Origin of the sequence: Lacticaseibacillus songhuajiangensis, assembly GCF_003946025.1 — a bacterium.
Classification (GTDB): domain Bacteria; phylum Bacillota; class Bacilli; order Lactobacillales; family Lactobacillaceae; genus Lacticaseibacillus; species Lacticaseibacillus songhuajiangensis.
The window spans coordinates 1-18,199 of sequence record NZ_RHNR01000015.1; the positions used below are offsets into that span (position 1 = coordinate 1).

Here is an 18,199-nt window from a genome sequence, read left to right on the forward strand (position 1 = left end):
AGTATTCGCAACGCTCCAAACGTTGCTTTCAGACCGGCCAGATGCGATTTCATGTCCCAAATACCGAGGTGAATAATCCAGGTTCTAATAAAGGAGGTGTTGCTTCTTTTTACGTACATATTGTTATTTATAAAATGTTAGTTTTTTCCAAACTACATTTTTAAAAAATCACGTGGCCGGTCGAAAATGTTGCCAAATCAACGCATGATGTGATTGCCAACCGCTGACTTCATGAAATTAAATCATATTTTCCGCTAGAAAATCGGTCTGCTAAGTGTTATGATATTCGAGCAAACTAAGACGTAATGCGCATTAATATCAAAGTGCAGCACCGCAGCGGTGTTGTTAGGAGGTAATGGTATGAACTTCTTTAAAAAATTGACGATGACCGGTGTCGGTGTGGCGCTGAGTCTTGTATTAGTCGCTTGTGGTGGTGGCACTAATGGCAGCAGTAGTAGCTCTAGTAACAGCGGGGTGACGCCGCGTAAACTGACAATTGCAGTGGTTGCGTCTGATCAGACCAAGAAGCAAACAGCTGCAGTCAAAACGACCGCCAAGAAGCTGAGCAAAAAGTTGGCTATGCCTGTTAAGACCAAGATTGTCAAAAACAGCAAGACACTCTTGCAAGACTTGAAGAAGAAAAAAGTGGACGTGGGTTTCTTCCCGGCGGCGGACCTTAACTTGGCCAACGCAGCAAGTAAGGGCGTGCAACGCTACAATTACGACCGTGATAGTGACAGTACTACAACAGGTAAGGCAACAACCTACCGCAGTGTGGTTTTGGTCAAAAACGATGCTACAATGACGAGTCTGAGTGACCTGCAGGATAAGACCATTGCGACGGCTTCCAAAACCTCCGCAGCGCAGTACATCTGGCCGGCAGCTAGTCTGAAGCAAAAGGGATTGGATCTCGCAACAGATGCGAAGACGATGCAAACAAGCAGCGCCAAGACGATGCTCAGCAAAGTGATTACTGGACAGGCAGATGCCGCATTGCTTTACGAAGGACAACTGCAAAAGCTCATTGCCAGCAACTCCAAGCTCCTTGACCAGGTGACACCGCTGACTTACACCAAGAAGGTACCGAACAGCAACCTCGCCATGCGCAGTGACTTGAGTCGCAAATTTGAAAATAAGTTTGCCAAGGCCTTCATCAAGGTGGCCAAGAGCAAGTCGGGTAATCAGGCACTCAGCCGTATATACGATAATGAAGGCTTCATGACTGCAAGCAGTTCCAATCTGAAGGTAGTTCGGAACTGGGAAAAAGCCGCCGCAAAACGCTAAGTGCTAAACGGTCGCGGTGACGCGGCCGTTTGTTTTGCCCTCAATATTGTTGAACGATGCTAGAATAGAAGGAAAATCAGGGAGACGGCTTATGAGAATTTTGGTAGTCGGTGCCGGTCTGTTCGGTGCCGTGTCAGCGCGCGAATTGGCATTGCAAGGGCACCAGGTGGATGTGATTGACAAGCGTGGACACATTGCGGGCAATATTTACACCGAGGACGTGCACGGGATTCAGGTGCACCGCTACGGCGCACACATTTTTCACACTAGTAATCCGGCCGTCTGGGAATACGTGCAGCAGTTTGCGCAGTTTAACCGCTACACGAACGAGGTCGTGGCCAATTACAAAGGGGAGCTGTACAACCTGCCCTTCAACATGAACACCTTCTACCGCATGTGGGGTGTGACGACTCCCGACGCGGCACAGGCCAAAATCGCTGAGCAGCGCGCTGTGTTACATGGTAAGCAGCCCGAAAACTTGGAGGAGCAGGCCATCAACCTGGTCGGAACCGACATCTACGAGAAGCTCGTCAAGGATTACACCGCCAAACAGTGGGGTCGGGATCCTAAAGACTTGCCGGCGTTCATCATTCGCCGGCTGCCGGTGCGCTTCACCTTCGACAACAACTACTTCAACGACCCGTACCAAGGCATTCCGATTGGCGGGTACACCGCAATGGTGGCCAAAATGCTGGATCAGCCGAACATCAAGGTTCAGCTAGACACGGACTTTTTTGAACATCGCGAGCAGTACCTGGCGGATTACGACAAGGTCATCTTCACTGGGATGATTGACCAGTTCTTCGATTACAAATTCGGCGAATTGGCATACCGTTCTTTGCGTTTTGAGACTGAAACCTTGGATAAGGACAACTACCAGGGCAACGCCGTCATCAACTACACGGATGCGGACACGCCCTACACCCGCATCATCGAGCACAAGTTCTTTGAATTCGGCGTAGGGGAGAAGGGGAAGACTGTCATTACCCGCGAGTACCCACAGCAGTGGTCACGCGGGGTGGCGCCTTACTACCCCATTAACGACCGCAACAATAACCACCTCTTCAAGCAGTATCGGGATTACGCGGATGCGCAGTTCCCGAACGTCATCTTCGGCGGTCGCCTAGGCATGTACCGCTACTACAACATGGACCAAGTCATTGGTGCTGCCCTAGAATTAATGAAGAAGACCGAACTGTTCCGGTAACAGGAATTTTGAAAAAACGTTGAAAGCAGGCGTGCTCCCCATGAGCACGTCTTTTGCGTTACGCGCTACTTTTGCTGCCGATTAAGGTATACTGTAGGGTGACGTACGTGACGAGTGGGCGTGGCTCACGATGAAAGGCGGTATATAATGGCACAACTTGCCAAGAACCAAGAACTTGAAGTAACAATTACGGACTTAACCTACGAAGGCCTCGGGGTCGCCAAGGTGGACGGCTTCCCGCTGTTCATCGATAACGCCTTGCCTGGCGAAAAAGTCCTGATTCACATTACCAAACTAGACAAGAAGTACGGCTTCGCGTTCACAAAACAAATCCTGGTGCAGTCACCTGACCGCGTTGAGGCTAAAGACCGGACGCTGACCCAGACCGGGATTGCGCCATTGCAGCACCTCAGCTATGCAGCGCAGCTCAAGTTCAAGCGCCAGCAGGTGACGGAGCTGTACAAGAAGCAGCACCTGGACATTGAAGTGCTGCCAACCCTGCCGAGCCCGCAGACTAGCGGCTACCGCAACAAGGCGCAGGTTCCTGTGCGCACCGTGCAGGGCCAATTGGCAACCGGCTTTTACAAGCGCCGTAGCCACACGCTACTGCCAATCACGGATTTCTACATCCAAGACCCTGAGATTGACCGGGCCATTTTGGTCGTACGCGATCTGCTGCGCCAATACAACGTGCCCGCTTATGACGAGCAGCGTAACGCCGGCGTTGTCCGCCACATCATGGTGCGCCGCGGTTACTTCACCCACATGATGATGGTGGTCATTGTGACCCGGACGCGGCAGTTGCCCCACGCCAAAGAAATTGTGGCTGGCATCAATGCACAACTCCCCGAAGTGGCCAGCATCATGCAGAACGTGAATGCCAAGCGCACGAACGTCATCCTCGGTGACCACAGCAAAACGCTCTGGGGTCAGGATTACATTGAAGACCAGTTGCTCGGTAGCACCTTCCGGATTTCTGCACAGAGTTTCTACCAGGTGAACCCGCAGCAGACGGAAAACCTCTATGGTAAGGCCATTGACGCCGCTGGCCTCACCGGCAAGGAAACTGTTATCGATGCCTATTCTGGGATTGGGACGATTAGCCTGACCATGGCCCGCCACGCCAAGCACGTGTACGGGGTGGAAATTGTGCCTTCTGCCGTTGCCGATGCGCGCGTGAATGCTGAATTGAATGGCATCGACAATGTCACTTTCAAGCTGGGTAAGGCTGAAGATGTGATGCAGCAGTGGGGTGAACAGAAGCTCGCCTCCGATGTGCTGATGGTCGACCCACCACGCAAGGGATTGGCACCGGAATTCATTACCGCCGTTGGCAGCATGTTGCCGAAGAAGGTTGTGTATGTTTCTTGCAACCCAGCAACATTGGCACGCGACATCAAGGCGCTTGCTGAATTCGGCTACGTGGCCAAGCAGACGCAGCCCGTGGACATGTTCCCGCAGACACTGCACGTGGAAAGTGTCACCGCGCTGGAATTACAGCAAGATTAAGCTAACTAAAGGCACCCTCCGAATGATTTGCTCATTCGGAGGGTGCCTTTTTGGCGTTGATGATGTGATTTAGACTTTTGTCCGGGCGACGATGTCCTCGTGGGCCTTGATGTGTGTGAGCCGGTCCTTGTCGCGCGCCAGCAGGAGCAAAAACAGGGCTTCAACTGCCGTCATCGCAGACACGCGCGAGAAGTAGTACTCTGACTCCAGAATGCGTTGGCGTACTGCGGTGAGCATGCACCAGTCGGCGGCCTGACCGATGGGGGAGTCGCGGCGATTGGTGATGGCGATGATTTGTACCCCGCGCGCGCGGGCGACCTGCATTTGCTTAATGAGGTCGGCGGTTTCACCAGAGTTAGAAATCACCATGAGGACACTGCCGCGGGGGAGATTCATGGTTTGACCGACGGCGCTATCCCACACCGAGTCGGCAAAAGCGAGGTAGCCGAGCTGGTTGAACTTGTAGACGGCATCAGCCGCGACGGGGAAGGTGCCCCCAGCGGCCGCGACCTGGATGACACTGGCATTTTGCAGCATATCCAGGATGCCGCTCACGGTGGTGGTGTCGTTCATGCCCAGGGTGCCGTCAATTTCAGCCTTCTTGTTGACGCCAATGCTGCGCAGGGATTGTTGCAGGTCATCCGGCGTGATTTCCTGATAGTAACTATCCTGATCTTCAGCGACCCGGGCAAGTGCGATTTTGAGTTCGTGAAAACCGTGCAGATTGATGTTTTTGCAAAAGCGCGAGACCGAGGCGTCTGACACTTCGGCCTGGCTTGCCAGCTGTGAAATGGTCATGTTCACAACGGCCTGGGGCTTGGCCAGAATCACGTCGGCAATTTTGCCATCCGTCGCCGATAAGTGCGCGCGCATCCCGTTCAATTCGTTTAAAATATTGCTGGGGGTCGCCATCATTGCGTCTTCCTTTCGTGCTCGTTTAACACCAGTTTAAGTAGTTTGACGCTGAAAATCAATTACAGGATGATCCGATTGACGAAATTAATTTACAGAGTTATGCTGTCCTTGTAAATAAATTTCATAATTTTAAGGATGATGAAAATGAGCAAACAAATTGAGGTCGCTTTGGCGATGATTAAGGCGGGGATGACCGTCAGTCTGGGTGGGGGCAGCCACGTGGCCAGTCTTGCCGATGCCATGCGGGCGGCGAACTTTGCGGGGACGGTCATCAGTCCCAGCGAACTGACGCGGGCATACTGCCGGCAGATTGGTTTGCAGGTCAGTGATGAACTGCAAACCGCTGATCTGGCCTTTGATGGTTGCGACGGGATTGATGCTGAATTTAACCTGCTCAAGAGCAACGGCGGTATCTTCGTGGACGAGCGGGCCTACGCCGAGCATGCAAGCCAGTACGTGATCATGGCGCCGCTGGCAAAGTATGGTGAAACCTTCAATGCCGATGTGCCGCTGACAGTAGCAGTCAAGCCGAAGCAGGCGGCAGCAGTGCTGGCAAGCATCGAGGGGCAAGGCTTAGGCGCAGAGCTACGCGTGGCCGTGAACTACATGGGTTACGTGCGCACGAATCACGGCGACTTACTAATTGACGTCCATAGCAGCGACTGGCGGAATATCGCCGGCGTAGATAAGCAGCTGCGGGCACTAACAGGTGTCGTGGACACCTCCTACTTGCGGGCGGCAGCGGACGTCCTCATTGCTGAAGAAGAAGACGGGCAGGTCCAAATTTTGCGTAAAGGAGCACAACATGACTAAATTAAACTGGGGATTGATTGGTACTGGTGTCATTGCACACGAGATGGCGGACGCACTGTTGCGAGCGAATGGCACGGTGTACGCAGCCACAGCGCCAAATCAGGAGCGGCTGGCAGCTTTTGCCAAAGACAAGCACGTTGCGCACACTTACGCGACCGCCGACGAATTGCTGGCGGATCCAGCAGTCGATGTGGTGTACATCGCGACGCCACACACTTTCCACTACCAATACATTAAGCAGGCGCTGCTTGCGGGTAAGCACGTTTTCGCTGAAAAAGCCATCACTGTGAGTGCGGCGCAATTCGATGAAGTGCAGGCACTGGCTAAGGAAAAACACCTGATTCTGACCGAGGGACTGACCTTGCTGCACATGCCAATTTACCAGCGTGTGCACCAATTGATTGCGGACGGTGGCATTGGCGAAGTCAAAATGGTGCAGGTCAACTTCGGCAGTTTGAAGGACTACGACCCGACCAACCGCTTCTTCAACAAGTCACTCGCTGGTGGCGCGCTCTATGACATTGGTGGCTATGCGACCGCGTTTGCGCGTCAGTTCCTGAGCAGCCAGCCAAACGTCTCACTGAGCTCCGTCAAGTTTTTTGAGACGGGTGTCGACGAGATGTCCGGCATCATTTTGAAGACGCCCGAGCAGCAGATGGCCGTCATGGCGCTGTCGATGCGGGCCAAGCAGCCTAAGCGCGGCGTGATTTCCGGAACTAAAGGCTACATTGAAATCGAGAACTACCCGCGTGCCACTGCGGCCAAAGTGACCTACACGGCCGACGCCCACGCGACAACTGAAGAGACGCTGACCGCTGGCGATGCCAACGACGCACTGGTTTACGAAGTGCGCGACATGCAGCGCTATGTCGCGGCCGGCCACGACGATGGTCAGCTGGCGATGTCGGGTGATGTGAGTCACATCATGGACAGCGTCCGCAACGGCTGGGGACTGGAATTCTAGGAATGAGAATGGCTCGAGATGCGGTTAGCTTCTGAGCACTAACGTAAAACGGAATCAATTCCCGTACTTTGGGAGTTGATTCCGTTTTGGGTTAGGCGCAGCTAGAGACTCTTAATGCTTTAGCTTTTAGAGTGTCAGACAGCGGAGCGGAAGCGGCACTGCGGGCCACGTCTGTATGCTGGGAGAGTAGTGCTTCAGCACGTACCCTCCCACATCCGTAGCGTAGCGGAGGTGGCCGGCTCCTCACCGTAGTTCAGATTGGTCAGGAGCCAGTCGACCTCGTGCTTCAGCACGTAGAGAGACGGACACCAGAGGGCCGGCCGGCATTCACGCGTGTGTCAATTCACTTTGGCGCGCGCTTTTTTGTGCGCGGCGGCGGCCGCATACGCCGTAGTTTTGCTGCAGGGGCTAAACCAGTATAATGAGAGTAAGAGCACGTCACGGAAGGGGGATGAAAAGGTGGAAAAAAGCAAGCAGAAGGCTTACGCACTGGTTAGGCGAGCCAGAAAGGTGCGCGCGCGGCGGGTGGCCAAATTGCCGGAGTCACGCTTTGGGCGCTTCATCCTCTATTTGCGGGAAATTGTGCGCATTTACGGCGATGCCGAAGTCTCTTCGCGCAGCGCGTCGGTGACTTACTACGCGCTGTTCAGCATCTTTCCGCTTATCATCGCAATCGGGAACGTGCTGCCGCTACTGGGTATCAAGTACCAGTCGGCACTTGCTTATCTTGCCCAGGTAATTCCGCCCAGCATTCTTAACTGGCTGGAGCCGATTATCCGCAACTTGCTGAGCTCGGCTAACGGGGGTGTGCTGTCCATCGGGGTGCTGGTCACCTTCTGGAGTGCCAGTCGCGGAATTAATGAGCTGAAAACCAGCTTTGACCGTATTTACGGCGTCAAGAAGGGGCAAAATTTCCTCATTCGCCGCATCATTTCCTTATTTCTGATGTTTGTCATTGTGGTCGTCATGGGGATTATCTTGCTGGCGTTTGCGGTGGGGTCACAGTTCCTTGAATGGCTATCGGGACTGATTCACCTAAGCACTGCCTGGCTGGACACCTTCAACACCCTGCGCTGGCCGGTGACCTTAATTGCCTTGCTGGTGGCCTTACTGCTCATTTACTACTTCTTGCCGAATGCGCACCTGCGCTTCTTGAGTATTTTGCCCGGCACCGCCTTCACCATGGCGACGGGGCTGGGGCTGGCGCAGTTATTTTCCTTGTACATGCGCTACTTTGGGACACGTTACAGTTCCTACGGCACGATTGGTTCCTTCATGGCGCTATTGCTGTGGCTCAATTTGTCAGGTACCTTCCTGCTCGTGGGGGCGGTGATCAACGCTGCCATTCCGGGCAGTCGGCGTGATGACCTGCAGCGCAAGCAGCGTAAGTGAGTGTTACCGCTTTCCCATCGGTGAATCCAGTGCTAAAATTAAGCCTGTATCCAGTTATTAGGAGGAGAATAATGACAGTAATTGCCGTTTCTGACTTGCACGGGAGCACCACGGTTCTGAAGAATTTAGCCAAAATGCAGGCGAAGTATCCGGACGCCTACACCATCTTTTGCGGCGACTATTTTGATGGCCACACCCACAGTGCAGCGGTTCTCCGCGAAATCAAAAAGCAAGTTGAGGACAAGCGCGCCATCGCGATTCTGGGTAACCACGATGAGATGTTTCTTGCGTACATGGATGACCCGGCCAATGAGGAACTGTGGTTTATGAACGGTGGCGACGAAACCGTGCGGCACATGGTTTACCAGTCCAGCGGTATTGAGAACATCGATCCCCGCAGCGACAAGGCCCGTCATGACATGATTGATGGTTATCAAGATATTCAGGAATTCGTGCGCACATTGCCGACGATTTGCGTGTACGGGCGGATGCTGTTTATCCACGCCGGGCTGGATCTTAGCACCGCTAATCCGCTGAGCGACACCAAGGCGGTGGACCGGATTTGGATTCGGGAAGACTACATTTTCCGCAGTGACCGCTCCGAAGCCATCTTCGCCCACAATCCGCTGGACTACACGCTGGTGACCGGACACACGCCAACGGGTCTCATCAAGGGCCGCTTTGATGACAGTCCCGTTGAGGTGAAGGAGAAGTTTCCGCGTTGTCCAATTCTCAAGATTAGCTACGAGAACGAGTGCCCGCGCTATTTTATCGATGGCGGGGTGCATTCTGGTTTTGAAGAGAACCAGGGGAACATCGCGGTGTTCAACGAAGAGACCGGCGAGATGATTGATAGCATTCAGAGCCGGCCCTAGTCAGCACTGAATAGCTGGCTTAGAGATGCGCTTCCCGTTTGGGGAGGCGTATTTTTTGTACCCTTTGTGGTCGTGGTGGTAGAAAAAACGTGCATAGTCAAACGCTTGTTATGTTATCCGCACCACAACTGGCTTCCAGCCATTATTGTGTCACTGGAAATAGAAATAACAAGGTTGCATAATGAGGACAAGCAAGACTCTCGGACAACGGAAGCCCCAGAGCAACTGCTGACCCTGTCTCTGATGTGTCTATCCAGAAAAGAGGTAGTCTCATGACCAAAAAGATTGGCTTTCTCAGTTTCGGTTTCTGGCAACCCAATAACAGTTACGTCACCACCGCGCAGCAAAGCTACGATGAATCCGTTGAGCTCGCGGTCGAGGCCGAGAAACTCGGCGTGGATGGTGCCTGGTACCGCGTGCATCACTTTGCTGACCAACTCGGCACGCCCTACCCACTTATGGCCGCGGTGGGTGCCAGAACCAGCAAGATTGAAATTGGCACCGGCTTAGTGGATATGCGCTACGAGAATCCGTTCCAGATGACGGAAAGCGCGATGTCCACAGACCTGCTGACACATTCGCGGGTTCAGCTTGGTGTTGGGCGCGGCTCACCTGAACAGGTGCAGGACGGCTGGAAGTACTGGGGCTATGACCGTAGTGAAGAGGATATGAAGACCATCGCGCGTGCCCGAGCGCTGAAGTTCATGGATCTGCTCAAGGGCGAGCGCTTTGCAGAGCCAAACGCGCAACCGATGTTCCCGCAAGGTCCAGGCTTGCGCCGCCTAGAACCATTCTCACCAACGCTGCGGCAGCGCGTCTGGTGGGGCGCCGGCAGTCAGGCGACGGCCATCTGGGCAGCGCAGAACGGCATGAATCTGATGTCCTCGACGCTGGTTAACATGGAAAGTAACGAGCCCTTCCACGTGCAACAGGCTAAGCAACTGCGCGCCTTTAAGACAGCATGGGCTGAGGCTGGCCATGACTTCACGCCGCGCACCCTCGTCACGCGCTCCATTATGCCCATCGTCAATGACCAGGACCGCGAGTACTTCGCCCATGGTCAGCAGACCGAGGATGAAGTGGGCTACTTGGCCTACCACCAGAACCCGACGATTTTCGGCAAAATGTTTGTGGGTGAACCTGACAAGTTGGTCAAGGAACTCGCCACGGATGAGGCTATCCAGGAAGCAGACACAGTGCTAATCACCGTGCCGTCAACGCTGGGGCTGGCGTATAACGTTCACATTTTGGATGTTATCATGAAGCAAATCGCGCCGGCATTAGGCTGGAAATAGGAATTGGCATTGCGTGTCACTTTTGCTAACAAAAATTATTGGTAATCACGCGCGGGCGTGCTAAGCTAATGCCATTAGTTTAACGGAGGCAAAGTGATGACACTTAATATGCGCGCAGCGCGTCATGCAGATTTGGGCCGAATTGTGCAGATTTATAACGAAACGGTGGCGAGTCACAGTGTAACCGCAGACACCGAGCCAGTTTCAGTGAACCAGCGTGAAGCGTGGTTTACGGCGCATGATCCGCAAAAATGGCCGCTCTGGGTCGCAACCACCGCCGACGGTCATATTTTGGGTTGGCTGAGCCTGTCCCAGTATAGTGACCGCGCGGCGTACAGCGGCACTGCCGAAATCAGCATCTACCTGGATGAAGCCGCGCGTGGCCAGCACCTCGGCTCGCAGATGATTGATTTTGTGGCGGCGCACGTGCAGGATTACGGCATCACGCATGTGCTCGCGCGCATCATTAGCGTTAATGCGGCCAGCATCGGCCTGTTCACGGCAAAAGGCTACGAGCAGTGGGGGATGCTGCCAGGCGTCATGGAATTCACGGATGGTCCGCGCGATTTGGTGGTATTAGGGAAAACATTTGCATAGAACGTCAAGAAGGGCTGGGCCAAAAGTTGGTGAGCTCCGGATATACAGCAGGCACCGGTCGGAATCCCGAACTTAGGATTCTGGCCGGTGCCTGTTTGTGTGTTAGGGGTGTCTGTGGTGGCTGCTGCGCTAACATCGCGAGTCATTTTGCCTGTGCGGCTATGCTGCCCTGAGTAAAATGGTCAACGCCATGTCATCGCGATGGCGGCGAGAGTTAGAAAGTCAAGCAATCTTAGAGCTTGCCGGCCGCGAGCAGTGGTTTGACGTCGGCAACCATCTCGGCATTTTGCTTAAAAATAATGGGGGGCAGTTGGTCAAAATCAAAGTAGGCGAGCTGCGCGGTTTCGTTCGGGGCGGCTTCGCTAAGTGCGCCACCGATTGGCCGCACGAGAAATAGCTTGGCAATGTTCATGACGGTGTCGCCATTAGGATAGTGCATCATGTAGTGATGATCATAGAGGCCAAGATCGCGTACAATTTCGACTTTGAGGCCAGAATCTTCCCTCATTTCCCGGATGATTGCTTCGGCATAAGTTTCGCCAAATTCGAGGTAACCACCAGGCAAACACCAACCACCGTCGGCACGTTCCTGGAGCAGGATCTGCTTTTGCTCGTTCAGAATGACGCCAGCAGCGGCATTGAGAATCAGGGGGATGTGACCGGTGAGCTTACGTAAGTCATGAATGTAATCGGGCATGTTTGAACCTCCAAGGTTGTTGATTACCGTCATTGTAGCCGTAATGAGGACTGGGATGCAAACGCTGTCTGGCAGTAAGGACGTTGAAAAAGGCTCCCATCAGCTGTAAACCGCAGTTGACGGGGGCCTTTGCCATTCTAGGTATTACTGAGCGTCATTCGGAAACTGAATGCCAGCCTGTGTCCGGACTTGTGTGATCAGCGTGTGCACCTGCTGTGCGAGGGCGAATTGGCGGTCACGTGCGGCGTAATCCGCGTTTTGAATTGCGTCGGCAAAGAACTGGGCTTCGCGGATCATCGGGTTCTTGTCCTGCTTGCCGGCCAACTGCGTGCTCTTAGCGCCGGGAACAATGTGTTCAATGCTGCTGATGCTCTCGGGTGCGTCAATCACCAGCGTGTCCTTGCCAGTGTAGATTTCGGAAGGCAAGTGGCTCTGGGTGGTCTTACCGCAAATCAAGTTCACACTGAAGTCTGGGTAGTCCAGGTGCAGTGCACCGGAGCCGTCCACGCCGCTGGCCAAAATGGCGGGTGCGTAGCTTGCCTTCTCAGGTACCCCGAACCAAGCGAGTGCTGCGTAGACGAGGTAAACCCCCAGGTCCATCAGTGCGCCACCGGCAAACTTGGTCGTGAAGACATTGGGCTGCTTGCCTGCCAGGTAGGCATCGTACTTAGAGGAGTACTTCATGTACACCAGCGTGGCGCCACTAATGTCATTCTTCTGGACAAACTGTTTCACGAGCTGGAAGTTTGGTTCGTACAGGTGACGGGCGGCCTCAAAGAGGAACTGCTTTGGGTGTGCCTTCAGTGCAGCAGTGACGGCTTCAAGTTCAGATTGGCTGGCAACCATTGGCTTTTCGACAATAACGTTCTTGCCCGCGGTGAGTGCCGCAATGGCTTGCTGAGCGTGCAGGCTATTCGGACTGGCGATGTAAACCGTGTCGAATGCACTTGAGGCGAAGAACTTCTCCAAGTCGGTAAAGAGCGCGGCATCTGGATTTTCTTTACCAGCAAATTCCTGCGCAGTTTCCACATGGCGGGAGTATACAGCGGTTAGTTCATACTGACCGCTTTCTTTAGCGGCGTCCACAAACTGAGCGGTAATCCAGTTGGTTCCAATAATTCCTAATTTCAACACGATAAGTCCTCCGTTTCATAATTGCGTTACCAACATTGTAACAGCTTTCATGACGGGATTACACGCAGTTAACTAAAGTTTGCGTTCGCGAAATTATTTGCGACGAGAACCGGATTGTAAGCGCTCAGCTTGGCGTCTCGCTAAAACCCGCTTAAGTGGTCGACCATTTAGCCATTATCGTGAGTGCCAAACCAACCTGACGCCCATATTTGTGGCATTTTGCGTTACATTGCGACCAAAATATTGCAAATATAATTCGCGCGTTAAATTTACAAAAATGACGCACAGTAAGCCGCTTGCGAGTGCTATTATTAATCTCGAAGGCCAGTTGCCACACGAACAAGTGGCAGCTGGATACTGAAGGGCGGAGGGATAATAATGGCAGGTAAATTTCATAAAGTGATTACTTCAATGACTAGTCATTTTGATCGTGGTTCCAGAAAACATAGCCCCATTAATAATCCCGCGCAGGTGCTTGCCGATTTGTACCGTGGTTCCTTCGATTTCATCGATGCTGCCACCAGCAAGAAGCACCAGCTGGCCGTTTCTGCGGAACTGGCAATCGCCATCGACGGCAAGAAGCTGCCAGGCAAAATTGTCGGGATTACCACTGACGCCCTTACGTTCTTGGATCATTATGGTTACGAGCTCATCATCTCCTGTCGAGACGGATTTCCCGTGACCATTTATGACGAGGCTGAGGACCAAACTTATACCATCATCTACCCTGATGTTAATGTAGATGGTCAGAGTGCCGACGAAGGCTAAAAAGCCACCGCAAAAATTTGCGGTGACTTTTTTTATGCTTATTCACTGGTTAGTGCCGAAAAATCCTGCTTACTGCCAACGTAGACCATGCCGCGGTACTTTGCGCCGGCTATCTTCGTGGCGTCCGCGAACTGCCAGAATTCATTTTGCGAACTGCCGACCCGGCTGGCCCCGACGACAATCGTCTTGCGTGTTCCGATGGCGGACTTCACATAGCGCAGCATTTTGCTTGAGCCCATGACGACACATTGCCGGCCGTAATTGGCTTCAATTCGGCGCATGAACACCAGTAGGTTCGCCGCTAGCGTCTGCTTACTCGGGAGCGTCGTGTACGCGTTCACCTCGACTGCAACGGGCAACTTGCCGGCGTCACTGCCAACGTGCTTGATGAAGGCATCCGCCTGCGCATTCGGCGTGCTACTGAAGCTAAAGAAGTGCATCGCTCCCGTGACCACCGCCGTGCCGTTGGCGCGGTGGAGATTGGCCATGTAGTCGTCGTCAAAATATGACGCGCCTTCGGTGGCCTTCAAGTAGGCAAAGCGCACACCCGCCTGATGCAGCGCGCTGAAGTCTTGATAGCCATCAGTCTGATCTAGGCGCACACCAAGAACCGGATACGTGCGTGCACTGGGCCGCTGCGTCCGGAAGTTGAACCAGTAAGTCAGAAAACCGCCGCACACCACGACTAGCGCAATGATGCCGATAATTAACTGACGCCGTCGCCGGCTGAATGTATCACTATAAATTGGACGAACCCGCGGCATTCAATAATCCCCTTTTCACTAAATCAAGCTCATTATACCAAGGCAGCCACGAGTGCGTGTGTAAAGGCAGCCGAAGGTGGCAAAATTTTAACTAAATCGATTAATTTTTTGCTACGTCTTTAGACCGATTTGCATGTTAAGCGATTGTTTTTTTACTGCTTTGAGCTGATAATTAGCGCATGGAGGGATGAACATGTTGGATGACCGTCTAATTGGCACGCAATTCACCTTGACCAGTGCGGACAACACTGGCACCGTGCGCCTGTATGGAATCGACTATCACTACGAGCTATTATTGCCCGCCCCAGCCGGTACCACGGTTACCGTCGTGCGGGTCTCGCCGCTTAAGCTTTCCGTTTTGCCAGCAACAGATCTATTAGATTATTAGGTTGGGTTAGTTGCTTGCACGCGGCAAAACGCGAGGCGGAGCAAAAGGAGGAAGTATCATGTCAGCACTATTTAGTTCCATCGCTACAATTATTGGTATTTTGGTTGTTTTAATCGTCGTTTTTGTTATCTTGGGTCGTTGCCTGGCCATCATTCACACTGGTGAAGTTGGCATTGTGGAACGCCTGGGGAAATACACGCAGACTCTGGAACCAGGACTGCACTTAGTACCGCCATTCATTTACCGAATTACCGAAATCGTCAACATGAAGCAAATTCCGCTGAAAGTTGATGAACAAGAAGTGATTACGAAAGACAACGTTGTGGTGCGAATTGCCGAAACCATTAAATACCACATCACCGACGTCCACGCCTATGTTTACGAAAACAAAGATTCCGTCCTTTCCATGATTCAGGACACCCGTGCGAACCTGCGTGGCATCATCGGGAATATGGATCTGAACGATGTGCTGAACGGCACCGAAACCATCAACAGCACCCTCTTCGCCCAGATTTCCGAAACTACCGCCGGTTACGGGCTGAACGTGGACCGGGTCAACATTGATTCCATCCAGGTTGACCAGACCATCCAGGAATCCATGAACAAACTGCTCCGTGCTTCGCGTGAAAAGGAAGCCAACATCATGGAAGCCGAAGGGCACAAGCAAGCCGCCATCGCCAAGGCTGAAGGTGAAAAGCAGGCCACCATCCTTGAGGCTGAAGCCAACAAGCAGACCCAGATTCTGGAAGCACAGGGGCGTGCCGAAAGTCAGCGTCTGGTTGCCGAATCCGTTAAGGACCAGATTGAAAGCATCAACGCCGGTCTTGTGAATAACGGGGACCTCTTCCTGCAGTACAAGAACGTGGAAGCACTCAGTGATTTGGCCAAGGGCAACAGCAACACCGTTGTGATGCCAAGCAGCGCCATCGATTCGCTTGGTCAGCTGCCAGCTGTTGGCAAGTTGCTTAAGCAAGGCGGTAAGAACAGCAATTAGTATTTTGCCTATCCCTCAGCGCATTGGTGTTGGGGGATTTTTGATGGGCGAATCTGATTTGGAGAAGCATTTGCGATAGCGGCGTGTGTGTTGTCGTGAACCTGCGCAATTATTTTGCAGCGAAAGTGTTTGCACTGCGCGGAAAGTGCAAACGGCGGGGGCAAAATATAGTAAGATATAGCAGAGTACGCAACACGATTAGGAGATATTAAAAATGACGATTCCGGCACCGTTTCAGGATTTATGGCAAAAGGCGGGCTTTACCGAACAAACGGCCATTCAACAGGCCGTGCAAGAGCCGCTGATGCACGATGAGAATATTGTGGGACTGGCACCAACCGGTTCCGGGAAGACCCTGGCCTTTGGTCTGCCAATCCTGGCGAAACTGCTGCCGGGAGATGGGCTGCAAGCTTTGCTGATTGCGCCATCACAGGAGCTGGCCATCCAGACCCGCGATGTGCTGCTGCCATACGCGCAGGCTGTTGACCTCAAACTGATTGGCCTGACTGGGGGCGCGAACGTTGCCAGGCAGAAGGAACAACTCAAGAAGCACCCCGAGGTCATCGTGGCCACGGCTGGCCGCTTGCTGGAGCTGCTTGATTCCGGGCGGGTGAATGCCTCCCGTTTAATTACATTGGTGATTGACGAAGCGGACGAACTGCTTCGTGAACCGGGCCTGACGCAGGTGCGCGCCATTGCTGCCAAAGCACCTGGCGACGTGCAGCTCAGCTTCTTCTCGGCGACGAGCAGTCCCATCTTGCGCGACTTGCCGAAGTGGTTCGGTCAGGAAGTGCGCACTATTGACGTCCGGGCCATCGATAAGACGCGTGGTCCGGTCAAGCATTACTTCATGCAGGGCGGACGCGAACGCGAAGTCGAGTGGCTCGGCAAGTTGGCGCGGACGGATAATTTCCGCGCATTGGTCTTCTTCAACAAGAACTCTAGTTTGAACAAAGTTGCCGGCATTTTGCGGCACCAGAAGGTGAAGTTTGCCACTCTGGACCGGATGGATCGCTCCATGGCCCGCAAGCAGGCACTGTCTCTGCTGCGCAAGGGCAAAATCAACCTGCTGCTCGTGACTGATTTGGCGGGTCGCGGCCTGGATATTCCGAAGCTCCCCGCTGTCATCAACTACGAAGTGCCGCGCAATAGCACGGTTTACGTCCACCGTAGCGGGCGCACCGGGCGAATGGGTAACCCGGGGACCGTCATCACGATGGGGGATGCGCATGACCTGCGGGATCTGCGTAAACTTGCTGGTGATTACGACATTGAGCGCGCCTACCTGGTTGACGGCAAACTGACGACCGAGCGTCCTGAGCATGAAGAAGTGCCAGAAACGGAAGCGAAGGCCAAGACGACACGGACGGCTGCGGGTGAAACACGCCCTGAACGGACGCCACACAAGCCGGCCGCGGAAACGAGCAGCAAACGCAAGCCACACAAAAAGATTCGGACGAAGGCCCGCAAGAACAAGGGCAAGCCGAAAAAGAAATAGGTGGGGAGAATGAGTACAGTTCCAGAAGACAACCCAAGTGAAGTGATGAGCATTATCATGAATGGCGGCGAGGCGCGCAGTGCAGCAATGGCGGCGATTAAAGCAGCCAAGGCCCGCGACTTCGCAGCCGCAGCCACCTGCATGAACAATGCCCGGGTCGCCGTGAAGAACGCGCAGGTTGCGCACAACAGCCTGCTCAGCGCAGAGGCGCGCGGTGATGGCGCGGACTTTAGCGTCCTGCTCGTGCACGCTGAAAACCACCTGAGTAATGCGCTCACGATAATCGACATGGCGGACCAATTCGTGGACACTTACCGCGAATTGACCGAGCTGGAAAACCGGCTCGACGCCAAGAAATAGACAACTGCTTAACGGAAAGGATGCAAAATGCACGCGAACCTGATTTTTGATTTGGACAACACCTTACTTGATTTCTCCGCTAGCGAAGCGGATGGCCTGACGCAGGTCTTTGCGGATTACGGGATCACCGATGATGCGCAGACCCGCGCAATTTACGAACGGGTTAACCACGGCTTGTGGGCGCAGCTAGAACGCGGTGAAATCACCCGGGAGCAGCTTCTGGACGTGCGTTTTGCATCGTTCCTCAAGGCGATTGCCCGCACGGAGTTGCCTGCGCACGCCATGGAAAAACAGTACCGCCAGCTGCTCAACAGTGGTCACAAGCGTGAACCGGGCGCAAAGACACTGCTCACGAACTTGCACGCCCAGGGTTTTCGTATCTTGGCCGGCACGAACGGCAACAGTGCCACGCAGCACCAGCGCCTGCGGGACAGTCATCTCGCGCCTTTGTTTGACGGGGTGTACATCTCTGAAGAGCTGGGCCACGACAAGCCGGACGTTAAATTCTTTGACGCCATTTTTGCTGCCGAAAAAGAATTAACGCGGCAGAACACATTGATGATTGGTGACGGTCTGAACTCCGACATTCGTGGCGGCGTGAACTACGGCCTGAAGACGGTCTGGGTCAACCTGGCTGGCAGTCAGAACAACACCGAACTGCACCCCAACTACGAGGTCGACAGTCTGGATGAATTAGGCAAAATGTTGGTGGCAGACTTCTAGTTGAGTTCTTGGGGTGGTGTGT

General features: G+C 53.6%; 19 protein-coding genes. 15 read left to right on the forward strand and 4 right to left on the reverse strand.

Annotated elements, in window-relative coordinates; genetic code table 11:
- Positions 1–360: 360 nt before the first annotated feature.
- The 3 genes from EKM97_RS05210 to rlmD all read left to right on the forward strand — a co-directional run bounded on the left by EKM97_RS05210 (position 361) and on the right by rlmD (position 4,000).
- A complete protein-coding gene (locus EKM97_RS05210) occupies positions 361–1,284 on the forward strand; it encodes a phosphate/phosphite/phosphonate ABC transporter substrate-binding protein (RefSeq protein ID WP_125571229.1) in 924 nt (307 codons plus the stop codon).
- A 91-nt stretch (positions 1,285–1,375) separates the two neighbouring features.
- Positions 1,376–2,491, forward strand: coding sequence for a UDP-galactopyranose mutase (gene glf / locus EKM97_RS05215; RefSeq protein WP_125571234.1), 1,116 nt, complete (start codon positions 1,376–1,378; stop codon positions 2,489–2,491).
- Between the two features lie 147 nt (positions 2,492–2,638).
- Positions 2,639–4,000 (forward strand): 23S rRNA (uracil(1939)-C(5))-methyltransferase RlmD, encoded by a 1,362-nt coding sequence (gene rlmD, locus EKM97_RS05220; RefSeq protein ID WP_125571236.1) that lies wholly within the window; start codon positions 2,639–2,641, stop codon positions 3,998–4,000.
- Between the two features lie 69 nt (positions 4,001–4,069).
- On the opposite strand, the gene EKM97_RS05225 is transcribed toward rlmD, so the two are convergent.
- Complete coding sequence (locus tag EKM97_RS05225; RefSeq protein WP_125571311.1) at positions 4,070–4,912, reverse strand: MurR/RpiR family transcriptional regulator; 843 nt, start codon at positions 4,910–4,912, stop codon at positions 4,070–4,072.
- A gap of 147 nt (positions 4,913–5,059) precedes the next feature.
- Between EKM97_RS05225 and EKM97_RS05230 the strand changes: the two genes are divergently transcribed.
- The 6 genes from EKM97_RS05230 (at position 5,060) to EKM97_RS05255 (ending at position 10,851) form a co-directional block, all read left to right on the forward strand.
- Positions 5,060–5,728, forward strand: a complete 669-nt coding sequence (locus EKM97_RS05230) for a ribose-5-phosphate isomerase A (protein WP_164507443.1) — start codon at positions 5,060–5,062, stop codon at positions 5,726–5,728.
- Positions 5,721–6,692: a Gfo/Idh/MocA family protein gene (locus EKM97_RS05235; protein ID WP_125571240.1), complete on the forward strand. Its 972-nt coding sequence runs from the start codon at positions 5,721–5,723 to the stop codon at positions 6,690–6,692. The genes EKM97_RS05230 and EKM97_RS05235 overlap by 8 nt, the downstream gene beginning before the upstream one ends.
- A gap of 459 nt (positions 6,693–7,151) precedes the next feature.
- On the forward strand, positions 7,152–8,084 hold the full coding sequence (locus tag EKM97_RS05240) for a YihY/virulence factor BrkB family protein (RefSeq protein ID WP_164507444.1): 933 nt from the start codon (positions 7,152–7,154) through the stop codon (positions 8,082–8,084).
- A 71-nt stretch (positions 8,085–8,155) separates the two neighbouring features.
- Positions 8,156–8,959 (forward strand): metallophosphoesterase, encoded by an 804-nt coding sequence (locus EKM97_RS05245; RefSeq protein ID WP_125571244.1) that lies wholly within the window; start codon positions 8,156–8,158, stop codon positions 8,957–8,959.
- Between the two features lie 272 nt (positions 8,960–9,231).
- Complete coding sequence (locus EKM97_RS05250) at positions 9,232–10,254, forward strand: LLM class flavin-dependent oxidoreductase (RefSeq protein ID WP_125571246.1); 1,023 nt, start codon at positions 9,232–9,234, stop codon at positions 10,252–10,254.
- Positions 10,255–10,350: 96 nt separating this feature from the next.
- Entirely contained in the window at positions 10,351–10,851 is a 501-nt protein-coding gene (locus EKM97_RS05255; RefSeq protein WP_125571248.1) for a GNAT family N-acetyltransferase, read from the forward strand.
- 232 nt (positions 10,852–11,083) lie between these two features.
- On the opposite strand, the gene EKM97_RS05260 is transcribed toward EKM97_RS05255, so the two are convergent.
- Positions 11,084–11,548, reverse strand: a complete 465-nt coding sequence (locus EKM97_RS05260) for an NUDIX hydrolase (protein WP_125571250.1) — start codon at positions 11,546–11,548, stop codon at positions 11,084–11,086.
- A 144-nt stretch (positions 11,549–11,692) separates the two neighbouring features.
- Positions 11,693–12,682: a Gfo/Idh/MocA family protein gene (locus tag EKM97_RS05265; RefSeq protein WP_125571252.1), complete on the reverse strand. Its 990-nt coding sequence runs from the start codon at positions 12,680–12,682 to the stop codon at positions 11,693–11,695.
- A gap of 378 nt (positions 12,683–13,060) precedes the next feature.
- Between EKM97_RS05265 and EKM97_RS05270 the strand changes: the two genes are divergently transcribed.
- Positions 13,061–13,450, forward strand: a complete 390-nt coding sequence (locus tag EKM97_RS05270; protein WP_225419216.1) for a DUF4828 domain-containing protein — start codon at positions 13,061–13,063, stop codon at positions 13,448–13,450.
- Positions 13,451–13,488: 38 nt separating this feature from the next.
- Here the strand turns inward: EKM97_RS05270 and EKM97_RS05275 are convergent, their stop codons facing one another.
- A complete protein-coding gene (locus EKM97_RS05275; RefSeq protein WP_125571254.1) occupies positions 13,489–14,214 on the reverse strand; it encodes a GH25 family lysozyme in 726 nt (241 codons plus the stop codon).
- A 193-nt stretch (positions 14,215–14,407) separates the two neighbouring features.
- On the opposite strand from EKM97_RS05275, the gene EKM97_RS05280 reads away from it, so the two are divergent.
- The 5 genes from EKM97_RS05280 to EKM97_RS05300 all read left to right on the forward strand — a co-directional run bounded on the left by EKM97_RS05280 (position 14,408) and on the right by EKM97_RS05300 (position 18,177).
- Positions 14,408–14,602 (forward strand): NfeD family protein, encoded by a 195-nt coding sequence (locus EKM97_RS05280; protein ID WP_125571256.1) that lies wholly within the window; start codon positions 14,408–14,410, stop codon positions 14,600–14,602.
- A 58-nt stretch (positions 14,603–14,660) separates the two neighbouring features.
- A complete protein-coding gene (locus EKM97_RS05285) occupies positions 14,661–15,596 on the forward strand; it encodes an SPFH domain-containing protein (RefSeq protein WP_125571258.1) in 936 nt (311 codons plus the stop codon).
- 214 nt (positions 15,597–15,810) lie between these two features.
- Positions 15,811–17,094, forward strand: coding sequence for a DEAD/DEAH box helicase (locus EKM97_RS05290; protein ID WP_125571260.1), 1,284 nt, complete (start codon positions 15,811–15,813; stop codon positions 17,092–17,094).
- 9 nt (positions 17,095–17,103) lie between these two features.
- Positions 17,104–17,454 carry a PTS lactose/cellobiose transporter subunit IIA gene (locus tag EKM97_RS05295; RefSeq protein WP_125571262.1) on the forward strand — a complete coding sequence of 117 codons (351 nt, stop codon included), beginning with the start codon at positions 17,104–17,106 and terminating at the stop codon, positions 17,452–17,454.
- 27 nt (positions 17,455–17,481) lie between these two features.
- Complete coding sequence (locus EKM97_RS05300) at positions 17,482–18,177, forward strand: YjjG family noncanonical pyrimidine nucleotidase (protein ID WP_125571264.1); 696 nt, start codon at positions 17,482–17,484, stop codon at positions 18,175–18,177.
- Positions 18,178–18,199: the final 22 nt, after the last annotated feature.

Bases quoted from the DNA above. Each gene is read 5' to 3' on its own strand.
- EKM97_RS05300 (WP_125571264.1), top strand. From the start codon at position 17,482: ATGCACGCGAACCTGATTTTTGATTTGGACAACACCTTACTTGATTTC.
- glf (WP_125571234.1), top strand. From the start codon at position 1,376: ATGAGAATTTTGGTAGTCGGTGCCGGTCTGTTCGGTGCCGTGTCAGCG.
- rlmD (WP_125571236.1), top strand. From the start codon at position 2,639: ATGGCACAACTTGCCAAGAACCAAGAACTTGAAGTAACAATTACGGAC.
- EKM97_RS05210 (WP_125571229.1), top strand. From the start codon at position 361: ATGAACTTCTTTAAAAAATTGACGATGACCGGTGTCGGTGTGGCGCTG.
- EKM97_RS05260 (WP_125571250.1), bottom strand. From the start codon at position 11,548: ATGCCCGATTACATTCATGACTTACGTAAGCTCACCGGTCACATCCCC.
- EKM97_RS05280 (WP_125571256.1), top strand. From the start codon at position 14,408: ATGTTGGATGACCGTCTAATTGGCACGCAATTCACCTTGACCAGTGCG.
- EKM97_RS05230 (WP_164507443.1), top strand. From the start codon at position 5,060: ATGAGCAAACAAATTGAGGTCGCTTTGGCGATGATTAAGGCGGGGATG.
- EKM97_RS05255 (WP_125571248.1), top strand. From the start codon at position 10,351: ATGACACTTAATATGCGCGCAGCGCGTCATGCAGATTTGGGCCGAATT.
- EKM97_RS05295 (WP_125571262.1), top strand. From the start codon at position 17,104: ATGAGTACAGTTCCAGAAGACAACCCAAGTGAAGTGATGAGCATTATC.
- EKM97_RS05270 (WP_225419216.1), top strand. From the start codon at position 13,061: ATGGCAGGTAAATTTCATAAAGTGATTACTTCAATGACTAGTCATTTT.
- EKM97_RS05235 (WP_125571240.1), top strand. From the start codon at position 5,721: ATGACTAAATTAAACTGGGGATTGATTGGTACTGGTGTCATTGCACAC.
- EKM97_RS05225 (WP_125571311.1), bottom strand. From the start codon at position 4,912: ATGGCGACCCCCAGCAATATTTTAAACGAATTGAACGGGATGCGCGCG.
- EKM97_RS05245 (WP_125571244.1), top strand. From the start codon at position 8,156: ATGACAGTAATTGCCGTTTCTGACTTGCACGGGAGCACCACGGTTCTG.
- EKM97_RS05290 (WP_125571260.1), top strand. From the start codon at position 15,811: ATGACGATTCCGGCACCGTTTCAGGATTTATGGCAAAAGGCGGGCTTT.
- EKM97_RS05275 (WP_125571254.1), bottom strand. From the start codon at position 14,214: ATGCCGCGGGTTCGTCCAATTTATAGTGATACATTCAGCCGGCGACGG.
- EKM97_RS05250 (WP_125571246.1), top strand. From the start codon at position 9,232: ATGACCAAAAAGATTGGCTTTCTCAGTTTCGGTTTCTGGCAACCCAAT.
- EKM97_RS05285 (WP_125571258.1), top strand. From the start codon at position 14,661: ATGTCAGCACTATTTAGTTCCATCGCTACAATTATTGGTATTTTGGTT.